At 69.8% G+C, this 19,678-nt stretch carries 15 protein-coding genes; 6 read left to right on the plus strand and 9 right to left on the minus strand.

Going from position 1 to position 19,678, the window contains the following annotated elements; genetic code table 11:
* Positions 1 to 48: 48 nt before the first annotated feature.
* The 4 genes from AC6EUH_RS09310 to AC6EUH_RS09325 all read right to left on the minus strand — a co-directional run bounded on the left by AC6EUH_RS09310 (position 49) and on the right by AC6EUH_RS09325 (position 3,716).
* The gene (locus tag AC6EUH_RS09310; protein WP_499738447.1) at positions 49 to 1,248 is read right to left on the minus strand and encodes an endonuclease; all 1,200 of its coding nucleotides are present in this window, start codon (positions 1,246 to 1,248) and stop codon (positions 49 to 51) included.
* 188 nt (positions 1,249 to 1,436) lie between these two features.
* On the minus strand, positions 1,437 to 2,060 hold the full coding sequence (locus AC6EUH_RS09315) for a TetR/AcrR family transcriptional regulator (protein WP_499738448.1): 624 nt from the start codon (positions 2,058 to 2,060) through the stop codon (positions 1,437 to 1,439).
* A gap of 49 nt (positions 2,061 to 2,109) precedes the next feature.
* On the minus strand, positions 2,110 to 2,703 hold the full coding sequence (locus tag AC6EUH_RS09320; protein ID WP_499738449.1) for a TetR/AcrR family transcriptional regulator: 594 nt from the start codon (positions 2,701 to 2,703) through the stop codon (positions 2,110 to 2,112).
* Positions 2,700 to 3,716, minus strand: coding sequence for an aldo/keto reductase (locus tag AC6EUH_RS09325; protein ID WP_499738450.1), 1,017 nt, complete (start codon positions 3,714 to 3,716; stop codon positions 2,700 to 2,702). Before AC6EUH_RS09325 ends, AC6EUH_RS09320 begins: the two co-directional genes overlap by 4 nt.
* Before the next feature lie 178 nt (positions 3,717 to 3,894).
* Here AC6EUH_RS09325 and AC6EUH_RS09330 point away from each other — a divergent pair, with 178 nt between their 5' ends.
* The 3 genes from AC6EUH_RS09330 (at position 3,895) to AC6EUH_RS09340 (ending at position 7,895) form a co-directional block, all read left to right on the plus strand.
* Positions 3,895 to 4,575 (plus strand): NADPH-dependent F420 reductase, encoded by a 681-nt coding sequence (locus AC6EUH_RS09330; RefSeq protein ID WP_499738451.1) that lies wholly within the window; start codon positions 3,895 to 3,897, stop codon positions 4,573 to 4,575.
* A 156-nt stretch (positions 4,576 to 4,731) separates the two neighbouring features.
* Positions 4,732 to 7,548, plus strand: a complete 2,817-nt coding sequence (gene ppc, locus AC6EUH_RS09335; RefSeq protein WP_056427480.1) for a phosphoenolpyruvate carboxylase — start codon at positions 4,732 to 4,734, stop codon at positions 7,546 to 7,548.
* Positions 7,549 to 7,589: 41 nt separating this feature from the next.
* On the plus strand, positions 7,590 to 7,895 hold the full coding sequence (locus tag AC6EUH_RS09340) for a hypothetical protein (protein ID WP_056427477.1): 306 nt from the start codon (positions 7,590 to 7,592) through the stop codon (positions 7,893 to 7,895).
* A gap of 25 nt (positions 7,896 to 7,920) precedes the next feature.
* On the opposite strand, the gene AC6EUH_RS09345 is transcribed toward AC6EUH_RS09340, so the two are convergent.
* Entirely contained in the window at positions 7,921 to 8,547 is a 627-nt protein-coding gene (locus tag AC6EUH_RS09345; protein WP_499738452.1) for a DedA family protein, read from the minus strand.
* A gap of 86 nt (positions 8,548 to 8,633) precedes the next feature.
* Complete coding sequence (locus AC6EUH_RS09350; protein ID WP_056427474.1) at positions 8,634 to 9,620, minus strand: RluA family pseudouridine synthase; 987 nt, start codon at positions 9,618 to 9,620, stop codon at positions 8,634 to 8,636.
* A 162-nt stretch (positions 9,621 to 9,782) separates the two neighbouring features.
* Between AC6EUH_RS09350 and AC6EUH_RS09355 the strand changes: the two genes are divergently transcribed.
* Positions 9,783 to 10,439 (plus strand): ArsR/SmtB family transcription factor, encoded by a 657-nt coding sequence (locus AC6EUH_RS09355; protein ID WP_499738453.1) that lies wholly within the window; start codon positions 9,783 to 9,785, stop codon positions 10,437 to 10,439.
* The gene (locus AC6EUH_RS09360; protein ID WP_056427468.1) at positions 10,432 to 11,124 is read left to right on the plus strand and encodes an SRPBCC family protein; all 693 of its coding nucleotides are present in this window, start codon (positions 10,432 to 10,434) and stop codon (positions 11,122 to 11,124) included. Before AC6EUH_RS09355 ends, AC6EUH_RS09360 begins: the two co-directional genes overlap by 8 nt.
* 243 nt (positions 11,125 to 11,367) lie before the next feature.
* Here the strand turns inward: AC6EUH_RS09360 and yczR are convergent, their stop codons facing one another.
* Positions 11,368 to 12,873 carry a MocR-like transcription factor YczR gene (gene yczR, locus AC6EUH_RS09365; protein ID WP_499738454.1) on the minus strand — a complete coding sequence of 502 codons (1,506 nt, stop codon included), beginning with the start codon at positions 12,871 to 12,873 and terminating at the stop codon, positions 11,368 to 11,370.
* Positions 12,874 to 12,934: 61 nt separating this feature from the next.
* Between yczR and yczE the strand changes: the two genes are divergently transcribed.
* On the plus strand, positions 12,935 to 13,567 hold the full coding sequence (gene yczE, locus AC6EUH_RS09370) for a membrane protein YczE (protein ID WP_499738455.1): 633 nt from the start codon (positions 12,935 to 12,937) through the stop codon (positions 13,565 to 13,567).
* A gap of 54 nt (positions 13,568 to 13,621) precedes the next feature.
* Here the strand turns inward: yczE and AC6EUH_RS09375 are convergent, their stop codons facing one another.
* Positions 13,622 to 14,485 (minus strand): DNA-formamidopyrimidine glycosylase family protein, encoded by an 864-nt coding sequence (locus AC6EUH_RS09375; protein ID WP_499738456.1) that lies wholly within the window; start codon positions 14,483 to 14,485, stop codon positions 13,622 to 13,624.
* On the minus strand, positions 14,478 to 19,589 hold the full coding sequence (locus tag AC6EUH_RS09380) for an Lhr family helicase (RefSeq protein WP_499738457.1): 5,112 nt from the start codon (positions 19,587 to 19,589) through the stop codon (positions 14,478 to 14,480). The genes AC6EUH_RS09375 and AC6EUH_RS09380 overlap by 8 nt, the downstream gene beginning before the upstream one ends.
* Between the last annotated feature and the right edge of the window lie 89 nt (positions 19,590 to 19,678).

Below are 19,678 nucleotides of genomic sequence, written 5' to 3' on the forward strand. Positions count from 1 at the left end.
TAGGCCCCGCCCCGGCTCGCCGCTACCCGGCCGGGGCGGGGACCACCGTCAGTTCCAGATGGCGTCGGCGTACTCCGGATGGTCCACGAACGGGTTGCGGTTGCCCTGCCACAGCTCGTAGATGCGCTGGTTGCGGCGCTGTTCGAAGGCATCCGGCGGATCGATCCGGTTCCACTCCAGCAGGACACTCATCTTGCCCATGTAGGGGGCGGTGCCGTTGTTGACGAGGTTGTTCATTTCCAGGTCGGCGAAGCCGTCACCGCCTTCGTAGCGGACCGCCATGTACATGACCATCCGGGCGACGTCCCCCTTGACCGCGTTGCGCGGCTCCCAGGAATCCGCGTCGGTGTAATTGCCCGGCGCCTCGGCGGACTGTGAGCCGCCAAGGTCAAAGTCCTTGTTGCCGCGGGCGGAGTTGACGGTCACATCGGTGGGCCTCAGGTGGTGCACATCCGTTCCAGGGCCGGTGGCCGTGCCGAAATCCCCGTGCGACTTGGCCCAGACGTGTTCCCGGTTCCAATCATCCACACTGCCGCCGTTGGTCGCCTTGGACTGGGAGCGTCCCGTATACAGCAGGATCACGTTGTTGCTGTTGGCCGGGTCCTGGTCCGTGTCCTTCAGGGCATCCCAGACCTGGTCATAGCTGAGCTTCCGCTGTGCGGAGATGATCTGGTGCAGGCTGCTCTCCAGCGCTGCGCCGGTCTTGCCGGCGGCGGGAGCGTAGTAGTCGCCGGAGGTCGGCGTGGGGGTCGGTGTTGGCGTGGGCGCTGCCGACAGGGCCATGTTGCTGGGACTCTTCAGGCCGGCGTGCGAGAAGTAGGCCGTCAGCTGTCCGGTGACGTCCACCTTCTTGCCCAGCAGGGACGGTGTGGTCTGCAGGCCAAATCCGGACCGGTACTCCGCGGTGACCTGGACGTAGAGCATCTTGGCCGTGTTCGTTTCCGCGGCCGAATCGGCAATTGCAAGGGCGGTGTCGGACGTGAAGCCGCTGCGGAGCACCGACGTTGCGGACGTCGGCTGGCCCACGATGTAGCCGGTCACCGCGGCCGTGGAGCCGTTTTGGGTCGCGACGGCCTGGGCCACCGTGAGCGGGGCGGCGGCCTGCGAGCCGGGCGCCGCGGCGGACTGTCCCACGAGGCCGGCGAACAGCATGCCGAGGATCACGACGGCGGCGATCAGCGGATTCCGCTGGGACACGGCGGCCTCCGGTCTTGTGGTAGCGGCGGCCGGGATGGGGGCTGGGGTCATGACGTGCTCCTCGACGCGGGGCGATCGCCGGAACGGTCGCACACAGAGAATTGACAGGTTTTGTCAAGACACTTCAAGATATGTCATCACGCGCCGGGCGGGAAGGGTTTGCGCCTCGCGGCCGCCGGGATTTGGCCAGAATTCGCCGGCTCTTCACCGCGGATGCCCGGCGGGCGCCCGGTGGGAGGTCACTTCCCGGGGGCTGCCGTGTGCCCCAGGCTTGCGGCCACAAGTTGTGCTGCGGTGTCGCGGGCGGCGATGGCCGCCGCCGGATCGGCGTCGAGCACGCCGCTGGCCAGCCCGCCGTCGAGCACCAGGGTCAGGCTGCGGGCCAGCTGGTCCGGATCCGGGGCGCCGGCCTCCTCGGCCAGGCCGCGGATCCAGGTCCGGACATTCTCCTTGTGCGCCACCGTGCGTTCGTGGACGCGCGTTCCGGAGGCGGACTCGGCGGCAGCGTTGATGAAGGCGCAGCCGCGGTAGCCGTCGCGGCGGCAGGCGCTGGTCAGCGCATCAAACAGTCCGACGAGCCGGTCCGCCGGGTCGGAGCCGGCGGCGTCCGCCGCGGCGTGGAGCTGTCCGGTCCAAACGCCGTCGACCTTTTCCAGGTAGGCCAGGATCAGGTCGTCCTTGGCCGGGAAGTACTTGTAGAACGTGGCTTTCGCGACGCCCGATTCGGCAATGATGGCATCGATGCCCGCGGCCCGGAGTCCCTGGGCGTAGAAGAGCCGGAAGGCCGTGGCAAGGATCTTTTCCCGGGCCTGCCCGGCGGGCGTCCGGGCGGCCTGCTTTCCTGGGGCTGCTGTCGGCGTCATGGCTCAATCGTACACAGACAAGTCTGTCTGCGCGCGGCCCGGGCGGCCGTCAGGGCCGGGCCGCCAAGCCGTGGACCAGCAGCTTCCATACTTCGATGAGCTCGTCGTGGACTGCCGGATCGGCCCATTCCGGGGCATGGAGCGGGTGGTGAAACCTGGCCGTGGCGTGCAGGACGGCCCAGCCGGCCGGTTCAGGGTCGATCACGGAAAACTCGCCGCTGCGGACACCGTCGGCAACGATCTCGGTGAGCTGGGCGGCAAGGTGGGCCACGTGGGCGGCCACCACCTCCCGTGCCTCGGTGGTGAGCTGGCTGAAGGTCGCGAACAGCTCGGGATCCTGCAAGGCCATGCCCTGCTTGATGGCCGCCAGTCGCTGCAGCCAGCGGAGCAGCCGCTCGCCTGCCGGGCCGGCGGTGTCGCCCGCCGGTTCCAGAGGCTCCGCGATCCGGGCAAGCCACCGCCTGGCCACGGCGTCGCGCAGGGCCACCTTGGTGGGGAAGTGCCGGTAGACGCTGCCGTGGCTTACGCCCAGCGCCTTGGCCACGTCCACCACGGTGGCCTTGGTCGGGCCGAACCGGCGGAGGACGTCCTCGGCGGCGTCGAGGATGCGGGCTTCCGTCAGGACGGCGACGGCGGGGCTCACCGGCGCTCACTGTCGAGCATGGCCATCTGGGCGGCGTCGTAGCGCGTGCCGGCGGCGGCGTCAGTGGGCACGGCGGCCTCGATGTCGGCCAGATCCTGGCTGGAAAGGACCAGCGAAGTGGCCCCGAGGGACTCTGACAGCCGGTCGCGGCGTCGGGCGCCGACCAACGGGACGATGTCCTCCCCGCGGGACAGAACCCAGGCAATGGCCACCTGGGCCACGGTGGCGTCCTTGGTGTCGGCAATCAGGCGCAGCCGCTCCACCAGTTCGAGGTTCCGTTGCAGGTTCTCGCCGGAAAAGCGGGGGAGGTGGGCGCGGAAGTCCCGGCGGTTGCCGCCGCCCTGGGCGGGCCAGTGGCCGGAGACCAGGCCGCGGGACAGGACGCCGTAGGCGGTGATCCCGACGCCCAGTTCCCGTGCCGCCGGCAGGATATCGGTTTCGATGCCCCGGGAGATCAGCGAGTATTCGATCTGCAGGTCCGAGACCGGGTGGACGGCATGCGCGCGGCGCAGGGTGTCGGCGCCTACCTCGGAGAGGCCGATGTGGCGGACGAGGCCTTGCTGCACCAGCTCGGCCAGAGTGCCGATGGTTTCCTCGACGGGGATGGTCGGGTCGAGGCGGGCGGGCCGGTAGATATCGACATAGTCGGTACCGAGGCGGCGCAGGGTGTAGGCGAGGAAGTTCTTGATGGCTGCGGGCCGGGCGTCGACGCCGTTCCAGCCGCCGCGTGCGTCCCGCAGCACGCCGAACTTGACGCTGATCTGCGCGTCCTCGCGGCGGCGGCCGCGGATGGCGTCGCGGAGCAGGAGTTCGTTGTGGCCCATGCCGTAGAAGTCGCCCGTGTCGAGCAAGGTGACCCCGGCGTCGAGGGCGGCCTGGATGGTGGCGACGCTCTCGGCGTCATCCGCGGGGCCGTAGAGATCGGACATGCCCATCAGTCCGAGCCCGATCGGAGCCGTGGACGGGCCGGTGGAACCAAGGGTTCGGCTGGTGCCGAGCAGCGAAGTTGTCATGGCTCAACGGTACAACAATCAGCTGACAGATTTCAATGTTTGTCAGTTGGCATGCGCGCCGGACCTCTGCAGGAATCAGACGCCCACCGCATGCTTGCTGTAGACAGATCTGTCTGATAGCGTCTTGCGCATCAGTAGACCAACCTGTCTACCCCACCCCTTTCAGAATGAGGACGCCATGAAGATTGCCGTACTGGGAACCGGAACTGTAGGGCGCTCGGTCGCCGGTGCGCTCGCGCACCTGGGCCACGACGTAGTCATTGGAACCCGCGACCCGCAGGCGACGCTGGCGCGGACCGAGCCTGACGCCATGGGAACCGCGCCTTTCGCCCAGTGGCACGCGGCGCACGGCGAAATCGGGATCGGCACGTTCGCGGACGCCGCCGCCCGCGCCGACGTCGTCGTCAATGCCACCAACGGCGCAGGCTCCCTTGCGGCACTGACCGCAGCGGGCGCAGAGAACCTGGGCGGCAAGGTGCTGATGGACATCGCGAACCCGTTGGACTTCTCCCACGGGTTCCCGCCGTCGTTGAGCCCGGTGAATACGGACAGCCTCGGTGAGCAGATCCAGCGTGCCTTCCCGGAAGCCCGTGTGGTCAAGACGCTCAACACGATGACCGCCAGCGTGATGGTGGATCCGGCGAGTGTGGCCGGGGGAGACCATTCGGTCTTCGTCTCCGGCAACGACGCGGACGCCAAAGAGGCCGTGGCCGGTTTGCTCACGGACCTTGGGCACCGGGACATCATCGATCTGGGCGACATCACCACCGCCCGGGGCGCCGAAATGATCCTGCCGATCTGGCTGCGGGTCTGGGGCGCGCTCGGAACCGGAGTGTTCAACTTCAAAGTGGCCCGCTAGCCCCACCGGCCGGGTCAGGGGCCGGCGCGGCTGACACTATCTGAGACGGATTCCCAGCCGGGCGCGGCTGCGGGTAGCATCCTTAGGGAAGAAAGTAACCCGGCTCACAGTATCCAGCGCAGTGTACGAGCCAAGTCCTCTCGAAAGATATTTTCCATGGCTGACACTGCAATGCACTCCGGCACCGATCTTGCGGCCGAACTCCGGGCCGACGTCCGCCGGGTGTCCACGCTGCTTGGCGAATCACTCGTCCGCCAGCACGGCCCCGAGCTCCTGGACCTGGTGGAGCAGGTGCGCCTGCTGACCAAGGAATCCAAGGAAGCCGCCCGCGGCGGTGCGGACGCCACCGGGCCGTGGAGCTCGTACGACGTCGTGGCCCAGGTCCGCGAGCTGCTCGGCTCCCTGCCCCTCGAGCAGGCGACCGACCTGGTCCGCGCCTTCGCGTTCTACTTCCACCTGGCCAACGCCGCCGAGCAGGTGCACCGGGTCCGCGGCCTGCGCACGCGGCAGGAAAAGGACGGCTGGCTGGCCAAGGCTGTCGCCGACGTCGCCAGCCAGGCCGGCCCGTCAGTGCTGCAGGATGTGGTGAACGAACTCGATGTCCGTCCCATCTTCACCGCCCACCCCACCGAGGCCTCCCGCCGCTCGGTGCTGGACAAGGTCCGCCGGCTCTCCGACATCCTGGCCGTGGCCACGGCGGAGGGCACCTCGGCGCGGCGCCGCCAGGACCGGCAGCTCGCCGAAGTGATCGACCAGATGTGGCAGACGGACGAGCTCCGCCAGGTCCGGCCCACGCCCGTGGACGAGGCCCGGAACGCGATCTACTACCTCACCGGCATCCTGGGCGACGCCATGCCGGAAATGCTCGCCGACCTCTCCGAACTTCTCGCCGAACACGGCGTGACACTCCCCGTGGAAAAGGCTCCCCTCCGCTTCGGCTCCTGGATCGGCGGCGACCGGGACGGCAACCCCAACGTCACCGCAGCGGTCACCCGGGAGATCCTGCAGATCCAGAACCAGCACGCCGTCCGGATCAGCATCGGCCTGATCGACGGTCTGATCTCCATCCTGTCCAACTCAACAGCGCTCGCCGGGGCGGACCCGGAGCTGCTGGACTCGATCGACGTCGACCTCAAGAACCTGCCCGGCCTGGACCGGCGGGTCCTCGAACTGAACGCCCAGGAGCCCTACCGGCTCAAACTCACCTGCATCAAGGCCAAGCTGCTCAACACCGCGCGGCGCGTCTCGGCGGGATCGGCGCACGAGCCCGGCCGCGACTACACCGCCACCGCGGATCTCCTCGCCGAGCTTGGCCTGCTGGAGCGCTCGCTCCGCAACCACCACGCCGCGCTCGCCGCCGACGGCGCTCTGGCCCGGGTCCGCCGCGCCATCGCCTCCTTCGGCCTGCACCTGGCCACCCTGGACATCCGCGAACACGCGGACCACCACCACGACGCCGTCGGGCAGCTGATGGACCGCCTCGGCGGACCCGGCGTCCGGTACGCCGAACTCAGCCGTTCCGAACGCCTTGAGGTGCTGGGTTCTGAGCTGGCCTCGCGCCGCCCGCTGTCCGGCCACCCGATCAAGCTCGACGGCGTCGCCGACGGCACCTATGACGTTTTCCGCGAAATCCGGCGGGCCCTGCGGACGTACGGCCCGGACGTGATCGAGACGTACATCATCTCGATGACCCGCGGCGCCGACGACGTCCTGGCCGCGGCGGTGCTGGCCCGCGAAGCCGGGCTGGTCAACCTTTTCGGCGAGGCCCCTTATGCCAGGATCGGCTTCGCACCGCTGCTGGAGACCGTGGAGGAGCTGCGCGCCTCGGCCGAGATCGTGGACGCCCTGCTCTCCGATTCGTCCTACCGCGAGCTGGTCCGGCTGCGCGGCGACGTGCAGGAAATCATGCTCGGCTACTCGGACTCCAACAAGGAATCCGGTGTGATGACCAGCCAGTGGGAAATCCACAAAACGCAACGCAAGCTGCGCGACGTCGCGGCCAAACACGGCGTCCGGGTGCGTCTCTTCCATGGCCGCGGCGGTTCCGTGGGCCGCGGCGGCGGGCCGACCTACGACGCCATCATGGCGCAGCCGAACGGTGTGCTGGAAGGCGAAATCAAGTTCACCGAACAGGGCGAGGTCATTTCGGACAAGTACTCGCTGCCCGAGCTCGCCCGCGAGAACCTTGAGCTCTCGCTCGCGGCGGTCATGCAGGGCTCCGCCCTGCACCGCACGCCGCGCACCTCGGAGGACCAGCGCGAGCGCTACGGCCACGTGATGGAGACCATTTCCGACGCCGCGTTCGCCCGCTACCGGACGCTGATCGACGACCCCGACCTGCCCGCCTACTTCATGGCGTCCACCCCCGTGGAACAGCTGGGGTCCCTCAACATCGGCTCCCGTCCCTCCAAGCGGCCCGATTCCGGGGCCGGGCTCGAGGGCCTGCGGGCCATCCCCTGGGTGTTCGGCTGGACGCAGTCCCGCCAGATCGTCCCGGGCTGGTTCGGCGTCGGCTCCGGGCTCAAGGCCGCCCGCGAAGCCGGCCACTCGGCCCAGCTCGTGGAGATGATGGACGGCTGGCACTTCTTCCGCTCGGTGCTCTCCAACGTGGAAATGACGCTGGCGAAGACGGACATGGACATCGCGGGCTACTACGTCTCCACCCTGGTCCCGGAGGAGCTGCACCACCTGTTCCGCGCCATCAGGGCCGAATACCAGCTGACCGTCACCGAGATCCAGAACCTGACCGGCGAGGACCTGCTGCTCGACGCGCAGCCCACCCTGAAGCGCTCACTGGAGATCCGGGACCAGTACCTCGACCCGATCAGCTACCTCCAGGTGGAACTGCTGCGCCGGGTGCGTTCCGAGGCCGCGGGGGAGGGCATGCCCAACGCCGAGATCGACGAACGCCTTCAGCGTGCCATGCTCATCACGGTCAACGGTGTGGCGGCGGGCCTGCGCAACACCGGCTAGTCCCGCCGCGGTCCGGCCGGCAGTCCCGATAGGGTTGAAGCATGCCGTCGTTCCAGACCAGACTGAAGATCACCGGGCTCAAGCCGGGCAACGCGCCCGAGGCCGTGATGGCTGCCGCCGTCGAAGCGCTGGAGACCCGGCACCACGTCGAGGCGAACCAGCTCGATCTGGCCGGCGGGGTTCCGCAGCTGAACCTGCGGTTCCTCGTCGAGCCCACCTCCTACAGCGGCGAGAACAGCCAGGCCCTCGAGTCGGCAGCGATGATGCGTGACGCCGTCGAACGCGTTGCGGTGACCGGCAACCTCATGGTGCTCCGCCGCAACCGCGGCCGCTGGGCGCCCGTTTAGCCGGGGACCGGCTCAGAGACCGAGCTCAGAAGTCCAGTTCCTCGTCGGGGCCGTCGACGACCGGCGAGGAGTTGCCGCGCCTCCGCGTGACAATTACCCCCACCACGGCGCCGATCGCGACCCCGACCCCGACGCCGATCAGGGAGCTCGTCCAGAACGGCAGCCCGGTTGCCGCGCCGGTGACATAGCCGAGGCTGACGGACCAGACGGCCCAGAGCAGGCCGCCGAGGGCTGCGCACAGGCTGAAGCCACGGGTGGAGACGTTGGCGATGCCGGCGGCGGCAGTCGTCGCCAGCCGTCCGCCGGGGATAAAGCGGATGCCGATGATGGCCCCGTACGTGGTGGAGCGGCCGGCCCTCCCGATCGCTGTGTGCACGGCCAGATGGAACGTCCGGCCCCACCGCCAGCGGTCAAGGGTATGGCTCAGGCGCCGTTTGAACAGCTGGAACACCAGGATGTCGCCGAGCCAAGACGCTGCCGCGGCGAGGAGCACCACCAGGAACACGTTGGCTCGCCCGACGGCGGCCAGCGCGCCGCCGGTGATCACCACCATTTCGGACGGGACGGGCGGGAAAATGGCGTCGCCCATAACCACCGGGACGATCCAGAAATAGATCGCGTCCCGCCAGGTGTCCGCGCTGCCGAAGTCCATGGCCACAAGGTACCGCACTTCCGTCCGGACGCACGCCCGTTGCAGCGTGCGGGTGCGGGCGCGGGTGCGCTGGAGGTCCTTAGGGGTCAGAGTGCTTCGCTGAGCTCCAGCCCGCTGCGGTACTCCACCGGCTTGCCGGTGATGGGGTCCACAAACCGGATTCCGCGGGCGAGGAGCTGGAGCGGCTTCGAGTAGTCGTCGGGCGCCTTGTCCAGCAGCTCCGGGTAGAAGGCGTCGTTCACGATCCCCAACCCCAGCGAGGCCATGTGCACCCGAAGCTGGTGGGTCTTGCCCGAGTGCGGCTCGAGCCGGTACAGCGCGCGGCGGCCGGCGGTGCCGTCGTTGCCGGGAATTCCGGCGGCGGGCGTCGCCGGGGCGGGAGTCCCCGGGACGGGGCCGGCAAAGGTCCGCAGCCGCTCAATCCGGGTCTCGGCGTTGGGCTCGCCGTCGATCACCTCGGCTAGCAGGTAGCTGCGGGACTTCGTCATCCGGTTGCGGACCACCACGGGGAAGTCGACGGCGGGGTGCCCGTGCGCGGGCACGGCTGCGGACACGCACTCGTATTCCTTCTGGACCTGGCGTTTTTCGAAGAGCACCTGGTACTTGCCCCGGGTTTGCGGGTTCGTGGAGAGCAGCAGGATCCCGGCAGTCATGCGGTCCAGCCGGTGCATGGGGATAAGGTCCGGCAGGTCCAGCTGGTTCCGGAGCCGGACGAGGGCCGATTCCTGGATGTAGGTGCCGCCGGGGGTGGTGGGCAGGAAATGCGGTTTGTCCACCACGAGGAGGTGCTCGTCCTGGTGCAGGATGTTCAGTTCCACCGGGATCCGGAGTTCCGGCGGCAGGGTGCGGTAGTACCAGATGAAGGTGTGGTTCCGCAGCGGGGTGGTCCGGTCCAGGGGGACCCCGGCCTCGCCCACGATCTCGCCGGCGTCGAAGCGGTCCTCGATGCCCTGGGGGTCGATGTGGCCCCAGCGGTGCATCATGTAGTCCATCGCGGTGTCCCACGGCCCCTCGTCCGGGAGGCGGAGACGGGTCGCGTTGACGCCGTCGCGCACGGGCAGGGGGGATTGCATCACCGGTCCATTCTACTTTGCCGGGGTTGCGCCCCTCCGCCGTTTCGACAGTTCCGAGCCCACACGACGTTTCCGCGCCTCGATTCGGCGGGGAACCGTCGAGACGGACCGACGGTAAAAAAGTTCTTGACAAATAAAACTGTCGGTAGCGAAACTGGAAGCATGTTGGACATCGAAGTGATTGAGGACCCGGCCGCGGCGGAGGCGTCCCTGGACCCCATCCGGACCCGCATCCTGATGGAACTCGCCCAACCAGGCTCGGCCACGCAGCTCGCCGCAAAGGTGGGCCTGCCGCGGCAGAAGGTGAACTACCACCTCAAGGCCTTGGAGCGGCACAGGCTGGTGGAGCTGGTGGAGGAGCGCCGCAAGGGCAACGTCACGGAGCGTATCCTGCGGGCGAGCGCCGCCTCCTACCTGATCTCCCCGGCCGCACTGGCGTCGGTGGCCCCGGACCCCCAGCGGTTCACGGACCGCTTTTCGGCTTTCTGGCTGCTGGCGCTCGCCAGCCGCATGGTCCAGGAAACGGGCCGCTTGATTGCCGGCGCCGCGGCGGCCAGGCAGCCGCTCGCCACCTTCGCCATCGACGGCGAGATCACCTTCCGCACGGCCGCGGACCGGGCCGCCTTCGCCGAGGAACTGGGCGTCGCCGTGACCCGGCTCGTGGACAAATACCACGACGGCGGCCCGGCGGCCCGGGTGAGCGCCTCAGCGGGCGGCGGACGCAAGCACCGCCTCGTCGTCGCGCTTCACCCTTCACTCAAGACACCAGTCACGGCATCACCCACAGACCCATCAGCTAAGGAGCAGGACAATGACTGACAAGCGGAATTTTGAAATCATCGTGGACACGGAACTGCCCGCCACGCCGGAACGGGTCTGGGAGGCGGTCACCAAGGACACCCCCGCCTGGATGTTCCCCACGGATGAGTGGCCGGCCGTGCGGACCGTGGACGAATACCCCGCCCATCTCGTCTCCCGCATGGATGGCCCGGATGGCTGGTTCAACCAGCTGGAGCACGTCCTGGAACCGCTCGACGGCGGCCGCGCCCGGCTGCACTACGTCCACAGCGGCATCTTCGCCGAGAACTGGGACCAGCAGTACGACGGCGCCAGCAAGCACACCGAGTTCTACCTGCACACGCTCGGCCAGTACCTTCAGTATTTCGACGGCAAGCCGGTCGTCTTTACCGACGTCCAGGCCCGTCCCGCCTCGGCAACGCCCGATGGGTTTGTACGGCTCAAGAAGGCTATGGGTATTGAGGGGGTGCCGGCCGGCACCACCGTGGAACTGGAGCTCGACGGCGTCGGACGGCTCTCCGGAGAGGTGGACTTCGCCAACGAGAACTTCCTTGGCCTGCGCACCGCGGACACGCTGTACCGGTTCTTCGGCCGCAATGCCTTCGGCGCCACGGTGGGCATGACGGTCCACGACTTCAGCGGCAGGGGGGACTCCGAAGCCACGGCGAAGGCCTGGGGCGGGTTCCTCGAGAGGGTCTACGCCTGAGCGGTGGCGGTGGCGGTGGCGGTGGCGGTGTCGGTGGCGACTGGCCGCGTCGCCGTCACTCGCGGCGGCGCGCCGGCAACGCCCAGCTGCCGTGCGACGCAGGAAATGTCTGATGACACTCCACATACCTAGCGATACCGGAATAACGCGGCGCCCGGAATTCTGCGCGTCGTGGAGAAGCGCCCGCGTCGCGTGCCGTGCCGGGCAATGCCACAGGCAGCGCTACAGCCGCCCGGCCTGACGTCAGGCGATGGCCGCGGCGGGCGGGGCGCCGAGGTTGCGGCGCAGCTGCGGGGAGGCCGACAGCTTGTCCTGGGCGGCACGCAGCGCCAGCACGGCGGTTTCCAATTGGTCCGGGGGCAGTGTGAAGGGCACCCGAAGATAGTGCTCGAAGGCGCCGCCCGTGCCGAAGCGGGGACCGGCCGCGAGCCGGATGCCGAAGTCCGGGGCTACCACGGCCAGTGCGGTGCTGATCGGGGCGGGAAGGCGGCACCACACGGACAGGCCGCCGTCGGGCCGTTCGCCTTGCCAGCCCGGCAGGTATCCGGCGATGAGGTCCAGCAGGGCGTCCCGGTTGTCCCGCAAGGTGGCCAGCCGGGCGGGGAGCGGCTCGGAGAGAGCGTTCACCAGATGCGCCGCCGCAAGCTGTTCCACCACCGGGCCGCCAAGGTCCATGGTGGTGCGGGCGGCGGTAAAGCGCTGGATGAGGGATTCGTCAGCCCGGATCCAGCCGGTCCGCAGCCCTGCCCAGTGTGACTTGCTGAGGGAACCGATGGAGACGACGGCGGAACTGAAGGCGGCCAGCGGCGTCGAGGCGACGCCGTCGAGGTTCAGTTCCCGCAGTGTCTCGTCCACCACGAGCACGGTGCCGGCTGCGGCGGCGGCGCGGACCAGGCGTCGCCGCTGGGCATCGCACATCAGGCGGCCGGTGGGGTTGTGGAAGTCCGGGACCACGTAGGCCATGGCGGGCCGCTGCTGCATCAACGCGGTCTCGAGGGCGCCCACGTCCCAGCCGGTACGTGCGCTGGAACCCGCCCCCGCCGCGCCGGAGTGGGTGGCGGGCATGGCCGCCGGCACCAGCCGGCAGCCCGCGGCCCGGATGGCATCGATGGCATTGGGGTAGCTGGGGTGCTCGACCAGGACTTTGTCGGACCGGCCGGCCAGGGTGCGGAGCACGATGTTCAGCGCGTGCTGTGCACCGGACGTCACCAGAATCTGCTGCGCGGTGGTGGGTACACCGGCCGCCGAATAGTGCCCGGCGATGGCTTCCCTCAACGGCTGCACTCCGAGGGCGTCGTAGCCGAATCCCGGCAGCAGCGCGGGCAGTTCGGTCAGCGCGGAAGCGAACGCACGGTGCACCACTTCGCCGCTGGCCGGCAACGAGGCATAGGCGAGATCCAAGATGCCATCCGGAACGGCCAAGCCCGGAGCGCCGCTGAGGTTCGCCCCGCTTCCCCTGCCGCCACCCGGACCGGCCTGCGGGATGCACGTCCGCCCGCGGCTGCCCTGGCCGCTGCTGAGTAAGCCCTGTTCGCGGAGCAGGGAGTAGGCGGCGGTGACGGTGGTCCGGCTGATGCCGAGGGTCGTGGCGAGGGCCCGTTCGCTGGGCAGCGCGACGTCGAGCGGCACGCGGCCGTCCAGGACCAGGAGGCGGACGACGTCGGCGAGCTCCCGGTAGGCGGGTGCTGCGCCGAGGTTCCATTCGCCGAGCAGTCGGGCCAGGGAACTGGGGTTCAGGGATCCGGACATAGGGCCAGTATTTCAAACTGGCTATGGATTGCAAGGCCAGTTTTCGAGGAGTATGGAGTCCATGATGACCCGCAGACTCCTCCAGCTCCTGATCGGCCTCGCCATGTACGGCATATCGCTGGCCATGTTCATCCGCGCTGGCCTCGGCCTGGACCCCTGGGACGTGTTCCATCAGGGACTCGCGGTCAAGACCGGGCTGAGCATTGGTACGGTGGTGGTGATCGTCAGCTTCCTCGTGCTGCTCCTGTGGATTCCGCTGCGGCAGTGGCCCGGCATCGGCACGCTGTGCAATGCCGTGCTGGTGGGCGTCTTCGCCGACGTCGGACTGGCGCTGATCCCCGAGTTCTCGCACCTCGGCGGGCAGGCGGGGATGCTCGCGGGCGCCATCCTGCTCAACGGCATCGCGTCCGCCTGCTACATCGGTGCGCGGCTGGGACCGGGGGCGCGGGACGGGCTCATGACCGGACTCGCGCGGCGTACCGGCTGGTCCGTGCGGACGTCCCGCACCGGCATTGAGGTGGTGGTGCTCGCCGCCGGCTGGCTCCTGGGCGGCTCGGTCGGCGTCGGGACCGTGCTGTACGCCCTGGCGATCGGCCCGCTGGTGCAGCTCCTGCTGCCGCGGTTCACCGTGCCGGAGACGAAAGCGGCCGCGCTGCCGGCAGTCGCTGCCGATCCGGCGGTCGCGGCGCCGTGAGAAGAGCCTTGAGAAGTGAGCCCTGAGCCGTGCGGTAGGCCCCGCTGATTGTGACTAGGCCGGTCCCTGCGCCGGCTGGCACGTGGGGCAGTAGTAGATGTCCCGTTCTTCCGTTCCGGCGGCCGTGGCGAGGACACCACGCCGCACCGGGGTCCTGCACTTCAGGCAGGGCTGGTGTTCGCGCCGGTAGACCCAGTAGCCGGGCAGTCCGGAGGTCCGGCCCACCGCAACGCCGCGAGGGTTCAGGACTGTGGTCCGGCGCCCGGGGCCCAGGTTTGCCTCCAGCAGGAGCTTGGCATCGGTGATCATGGCCGCCACGTCGGGGACAGCCGAGACCGGCGCCGCGGGATGCACCCCCGAGAGGAAGCAGGCCTCGCAACGGTAGATGTTGCCGATCCCCGCAAGGTTCCGCTGGTCCAGCAGTGCGACGCCGATCGGGACGTCCGGCGCGGCGCGGATCCGCCGCTCCGCCTCGGCCGGGTCCCAGTCGGGACCCAGAAGATCCGGGCCAAGATGGCCCACGACGGAGTCTTCCTCGGACGTGCGGACCACCTCCAGGATGCCCAGCGAGAATCCGACGGCGTCTGCCGCGGCGGTGCGCAGCACACACCGGGCGGTGAAGCCCGGCTTCCGCCAGCGGCCGCCCGGAGGGTAGACCTGCCAGGTGCCTTCCATCTTGAGGTGGGAATGGATGGTCAGCCGGTCCGGTCCCGCCGGGCTGGCGCCGTCCGGCTTTGCCGGGCCCTCCACCCGCATGAGCAGGTGCTTGCCGCGCGGCACCACCTCGGTGACAGTCCAGCCGTCGAGTTTCAGCGTGGCAAAACGCGGCACGCGGAAATCGGAAGAGATCAGCTGCCGGCCTGCCAGCGCGGCATGAAGCTGGGCGGCCGCGCGGAACACCGAATCGCCCTCAGGCACGGATCCTCAGTCCTTTGGGCGTGGAGTAGGCGCCCGCGTGGGCCAGGGCGGCAGCGATGGGGGTGTCCAGGATGCCGTGGCCGTTGACCTTTTCCATGATCAGTTTGTCCACCGCGCCCCGGGTGACCACACCCACCAGGGCCGCGCCGGCCGCCGCCAGGACATCCGTATCCTCGCTGAAGGCCAGCAGGGTCTTGCCGCCGCGTTCCACGTACAGGACCAGGGCGCCGTCGACCAGGACCACCAGGGCGCCGGCCTTCCGGCCGGGACGGTGGCCGGTTCCTGCGTCGACGTTGAGGGCGGGCCACGGCAGGGCAGCGCCGTACGGGTTGGCGGGGTCCGTCGCGGCGAGGGCCAAGGCGACGGGGTCGGGCTTATGGAGCGCGGTGTCCTCGGCATACGAGCGCAGCCGGTCCACCGTCGCGGGCACGGCAAACTGTGCGGCGCCAAGGTGCTCGATGAAGTAGCCGCGGCGGCACCGGCCGGCTTCCTCCAGCCGGGCCAGGACCTTGTACATGAGTCCGAAACCGCCCAGGATGTTCTCGGCCATGACCGAACCGCGGGTCACCACGCCGTACCGGTCCAGCAGGAGTTCCGCGGTGGCCCGGGCGTGGATGGTGGCGTCCAGCTCCGGTGCGGGGAGGGCGGACCAGCGGCCCGCGGCCAGCGGGGGAGTGGGAGCCGCCCCGGTGACGGAGCCGTACCGCCCGCCGGTCAGCCCGGGGGACCCCAGCAACCCGGTGCCGTGGGCGCGTCCCAGCCGGCTCAACCTGGGCGCCCGGGCCCGCGGCGCGCGGGCAACCTGACGGTGCGCGGTGTGGCCGCCGGCAATCATCGCCCGGACCGGGGCGAAGGTGTCGCCCGTGATCCGGCCCGCCCAGGCGAGGTCCCAGAGCGCCGAGACCACGTCCTGGTCGCTGAGCACCGCATCCATGCCGCCGGCCACCTCCGTGAGTTGCCGGAAGAAGTAGCCGCCGCCGTTATTGCGCAGGTGGTCCAGCAGCCGCTGCTGCGCGTCGCCGGGTTCGAAGTCGAGGGCGGGATTGAGGGTCAGCTCGGCCGAATCGGCCAGGTGCAGGCTCACCCAGCCGTCATTGCCGGGCAGCGCGCCCGCGCCGGACCAGAGCACTTCGCCGGCGGCCATGAGCTCGTCGAGCATGGCGGGCTGGTAGTCGGATACCCGGCCGGCGAGGATCAGCGGTTCCCAGGCTGAGGCCGGAATGGGCACGCCGGACAGCTGGTCGACGGCGGTGATGATCCCGTCCAGTCCGCGTAGCGCCGACTGCCCGCGCCGGCCCGGAACGCGGACGTTCTGCCAGGCCGGCAGGAAGCGGCCGTACGCGGCGGCGTCCACGGGCTCCACCTCGGCACGCAATGCGGCGAGCGAGCGGCGGCGGAGCTTGCGCAGGACCTCGGCGTCACACCATTCGCTGATGCCGGCCAGCGACGGGGCCGCGGGGGCGGCGGTGGCTGCCGCGGCGGCGCCGGGAACCGCATCGCCGTCGTCGTCGGTCCGGGCATCGGGAGATGCCTCGGGCGCAGGCGGGGGTGCGGCGTGGGGGCGGAACTCGCCTTCCACCACGCGGCCGTCGGCGGCGAGCCGCTTCAGCGCGGTCCCGACGACGGCGACGCCGAGTCCCAGCCGGGCGGCAGCCTCGGCGGAGGTGAAGGGCCCGTGGGTGCGGGCGTAGCGCGAGACGAGGTCGCCCAACGGATCAGCGACCGGCTCGATGAAGGCCAGCGGCACGCCCATCGGCAGCGGGACACCGAGGGCGTCGCGCAGCCGGGCGGCGTCCTCCACGGCGGCGTAGCGCTCGGCGCCGCCGATATTGACCTTGATGGCGCGGTTGGCGCGCTGGAGCGCCGCGAGGTGCGCGGCGGCGTCGGCGACGGGGGCCTCAACCTCCGATGCCTCGGCCTCCGGAGCCTCGTCCGGCTCGGCCACTGACACCTCGATAGGCCCGGCCGCCGCAACTGGCCCGGCCGCCTCGCCAGACCCGGCCTTCTGGCCAGGCGCTGCGGCCGGTTCGAGCCGGGCGGCGACTTCCACCGGGGTCAGCGGGCCCAGCAGCCGGAGCAGGTCCGCGACCCCTTCGAGCCCGCGGACCTTCCGGTCCGGCGCGAGGCGCTGCAGCTCCCGCTCGGTGGCGTCAATAACCTTGGCATCGAGCAGTTCGCGCAGCTCCACCCGGCCGAGGAGCTCGTTAAGCAGGGTCGAGTCCAGCGCCAGGGCGGCGGCCCGGCGCTCGGCCAGCGGGGAATCACCCTCGTAGAGGAACTGCGCGACGTAGCCGAACAGCAGGGACTTGGCGAAGGGCGAGGGCTGCTGCGTGGTGGTCTGCAGGATCCGCAGCTCACGGCGCTCGATCGACGCCGCGATGTCCTTCAGCGCCGGAAGATCGTAGACATCCTGCAGGCATTCCCGGACGGTTTCGAGGACGATCGGGAAGGTGGGGTACTTCCGGGCGACATCCAGCAGCTGGGCGGAGCGCTGGCGCTGCTGCCACAGGGGCTGCCGTTTGCCCGGGTTCTGCCGGGGCAGCAGCAGGGCGCGGGCGGCGCACTCGCGGAAGCGGGAGGCGAAGAGGGCGCTGCCGCCGACCTCCGCCGTCACGATCTGTTCCAGTTCCTCCGGGTCGAACAGGAACAGCTCGGCGCCGGGCGGCTCGTCCTCCATCATGGGCACGCGCAGCACAATGCCGTCGTCGGCGGCCATCGCGGAGCCGTCCATGCCGTACCGCTGGTGCAGCCGCTGCCCAACGGCGAGGGCCCACGGCGCGTGCACCGGCATGCCGAACGGGCTGTGCAGCACCACCCGCCAATCGCCGAGTTCGTCGTGGAAGCGCTCCACCACCAGCGTGGTGTCGCTGGGGACCACCTCGGTGGCCTGTTTTTGCTCGTAGAGGTACTGGATCAGGTTGTTGGCGGCGAAATCGTCCAGGCCGCTGGCCTTGCAGCGTTCGGTGGCCGGCCCGACGTCGGACGCGGACAGTTCGCGCACGAACGCCCCCAGGGCACGGCCCAGGTCCACCGGGCGGCCGAGGGAGTCGCCCTTCCAGAACGGGAGTTTGCCCGGCTGGCCGAAGGCGGGGGAGACGAGGACCCGGTCGTGGGTGATGTCCTCGATTTTCCAGCTGGTGGCTCCCAAGGCGAACACGTCGCCGACGCGCGATTCGTAGACCATTTCCTCGTCGAGTTCCCCCACCCGACGGCCGCCCTTGGCTGCGGCGGCGGACGGGCTGGCCGCCCTGCCGTCGCCCCCGGCGGAACCGGTCCCTTCCGTCTCGGTGCCGATGATGTAGACGCCGAAGAGCCCGCGGTCCGGGATGGTGCCGCCCGAGGTGACGGCCAGCCGCTGCGCTCCGGGGCGTCCCTCAATGGTGCCGGCGTTCCGGTCCCAGATGATCCGGGGACGCAGTTCCGCGAACTCGTCCGAGGGGTAGCGGCCGGCGAGCAGGTCCAGGGTGGCCTCGAAGGCGGAGCGGGGGAGCGAGGCAAACGGTGCCGACCGCCGCACGGTGGCAAACCAGTCCTCCACATCGATGGCGCCCAGTGCCGTGGCCGCGACGGTCTGCTGGGCCAGGATGTCCAGCGGGTTCGCAGGAACGAAGAGCCGTTCGATCTTGCCGGCGAGCATCCGTTCCACCGTGATGGTGGTGTGCACCAGATCCGCGCGGTGTTTGGGGAACAGCACACCCTGCGAGACCTCGCCGACCTGGTGGCCGGCGCGGCCCACCCGCTGCAGCCCGCTTGCCACGGACGGCGGGGATTCCACCTGCACCACGAGGTCCACGGCGCCCATGTCGATGCCGAGTTCCAGGGAGGATGTGGCCACGACGCAGCGCAGCCGGCCTGATTTCAGGTCGTCCTCGATCAGGGCCCGCTGGTCCTTGGAGACCGACCCGTGATGCGCCCGTGCCAGGACCGGATCCGCGCCGGCGGTGCTGCCGGCCTGCGCCATCATGTGGGCAGGTGTCGCGGTAGAACTTGGCAGCGCGGCGGCCGTGCCTGCCGGGGCACCCGCCGGGACGGATTCGAAATCGGGTGCCCCGGCGCCAAACTCCGCCCAGCCGCCGCCGGCCGCCATGAGCTGCCGCTCGGCGTAGATCTCGTTGAGCCGGGCGGTGAGGCGTTCGGCGAGGCGGCGGGAATTGGCGAACACAATGGTGGACTGGTTGGCCAGGACCAGGTCCACGATCTTCTCTTCCACGTGCGGCCAGATGGACGCCTGCGGCTGCAGCCCGGACGCCGGTCCGGAGTCGAATGCGCCCGCCGCGCCCTGCAAATCTGACATGTCCTCCACTGGGACGGAGACTGTCAGGTCCCAGGTTTTCTTCGACGGCGGGGCCACGATCTCCACGGGTGCGGAACCGGCGAGGAACTGCGCCACAAGCTCCTTGGGTTCCACGGTGGCCGAGAGCCCGATCCGCTGGGCGGGCTTCGGCAGCAGGGCGTCGAGTCGTTCCAGGGACACGGCCAGATGGGCGCCGCGTTTGGTGCCCGCGACGGCGTGGACCTCGTCGACGATGATGGTGTCCACTTCGCTCAGCGTCTCCCGCGCCTTCGACGTCAGCATAAGGAAGAGCGATTCGGGCGTGGTGATCAGGATGTCCGGCGGGTTGCTCAGCAGCGCGCGGCGGTCCGAGGCCGGGGTGTCGCCGGAGCGGACGCCCACGGTGATCAGCGGCGCGGGCAGGCCGAGGCGTTTGGCGGTCTGGGTGATCCCGATCAGCGGGGCGCGCAGGTTGCGTTCGACGTCGACGCCCAGCGCCTTGAGCGGTGAAATGTAGAGCACCCGGGTGTTGCGTTTGGGCGCCTTCCGCCGGGGGCCTTTCCCGGTCTCCAAGCCGGGCAGCGACTCGGGCTCGGCGGGCGCCGAGACGAGCAGCCGGTCGAGGGCCCACAGAAAGGCCGCCAGCGTCTTTCCGGAACCGGTGGGCGCCACTACCAGTGCGTGCGCGCCGGAGGAGATCGCGTTCCAGGCGCCGTTCTGGGCCGGGGTGGGCGCGCTGAATGCGCCCAGGAACCAATCCCTGGTGGGCCGGCTGAACCGGTCAATGGCGTCTGCCGCGAGTGTGCCCCCGGCGAGCTCCTGCCCCTTCATTCCTCCATCATGCCCTAACGCACCGACAGGAAATGCCCGGCCGCAGCCCGGGCGGTATCACCACGTGGCATCCGCGGCTGGGATCACCG

The sequence above is a fragment of the Arthrobacter sp. 001422645 genome, assembly GCF_059816125.1.

Excerpts from the sequence above, each read along its gene's own strand:
- AC6EUH_RS09380 (WP_499738457.1), bottom strand. The coding sequence starts at position 19,589 with ATGAAGGGGCAGGAGCTCGCCGGGGGCACACTCGCGGCAGACGCCATT.
- AC6EUH_RS09345 (WP_499738452.1), bottom strand. The coding sequence starts at position 8,547 with ATGGACTTCGGCAGCGCGGACACCTGGCGGGACGCGATCTATTTCTGG.
- AC6EUH_RS09325 (WP_499738450.1), bottom strand. The coding sequence starts at position 3,716 with ATGACAACTTCGCTGCTCGGCACCAGCCGAACCCTTGGTTCCACCGGC.
- yczE (WP_499738455.1), top strand. The coding sequence starts at position 12,935 with ATGATGACCCGCAGACTCCTCCAGCTCCTGATCGGCCTCGCCATGTAC.
- AC6EUH_RS09360 (WP_056427468.1), top strand. The coding sequence starts at position 10,432 with ATGACTGACAAGCGGAATTTTGAAATCATCGTGGACACGGAACTGCCC.
- AC6EUH_RS09340 (WP_056427477.1), top strand. The coding sequence starts at position 7,590 with ATGCCGTCGTTCCAGACCAGACTGAAGATCACCGGGCTCAAGCCGGGC.
- AC6EUH_RS09310 (WP_499738447.1), bottom strand. The coding sequence starts at position 1,248 with ATGACCCCAGCCCCCATCCCGGCCGCCGCTACCACAAGACCGGAGGCC.
- yczR (WP_499738454.1), bottom strand. The coding sequence starts at position 12,873 with ATGTCCGGATCCCTGAACCCCAGTTCCCTGGCCCGACTGCTCGGCGAA.
- AC6EUH_RS09355 (WP_499738453.1), top strand. The coding sequence starts at position 9,783 with ATGTTGGACATCGAAGTGATTGAGGACCCGGCCGCGGCGGAGGCGTCC.
- AC6EUH_RS09315 (WP_499738448.1), bottom strand. The coding sequence starts at position 2,060 with ATGACGCCGACAGCAGCCCCAGGAAAGCAGGCCGCCCGGACGCCCGCC.
- AC6EUH_RS09330 (WP_499738451.1), top strand. The coding sequence starts at position 3,895 with ATGAAGATTGCCGTACTGGGAACCGGAACTGTAGGGCGCTCGGTCGCC.
- ppc (WP_056427480.1), top strand. The coding sequence starts at position 4,732 with ATGGCTGACACTGCAATGCACTCCGGCACCGATCTTGCGGCCGAACTC.
- AC6EUH_RS09350 (WP_056427474.1), bottom strand. The coding sequence starts at position 9,620 with ATGCAATCCCCCCTGCCCGTGCGCGACGGCGTCAACGCGACCCGTCTC.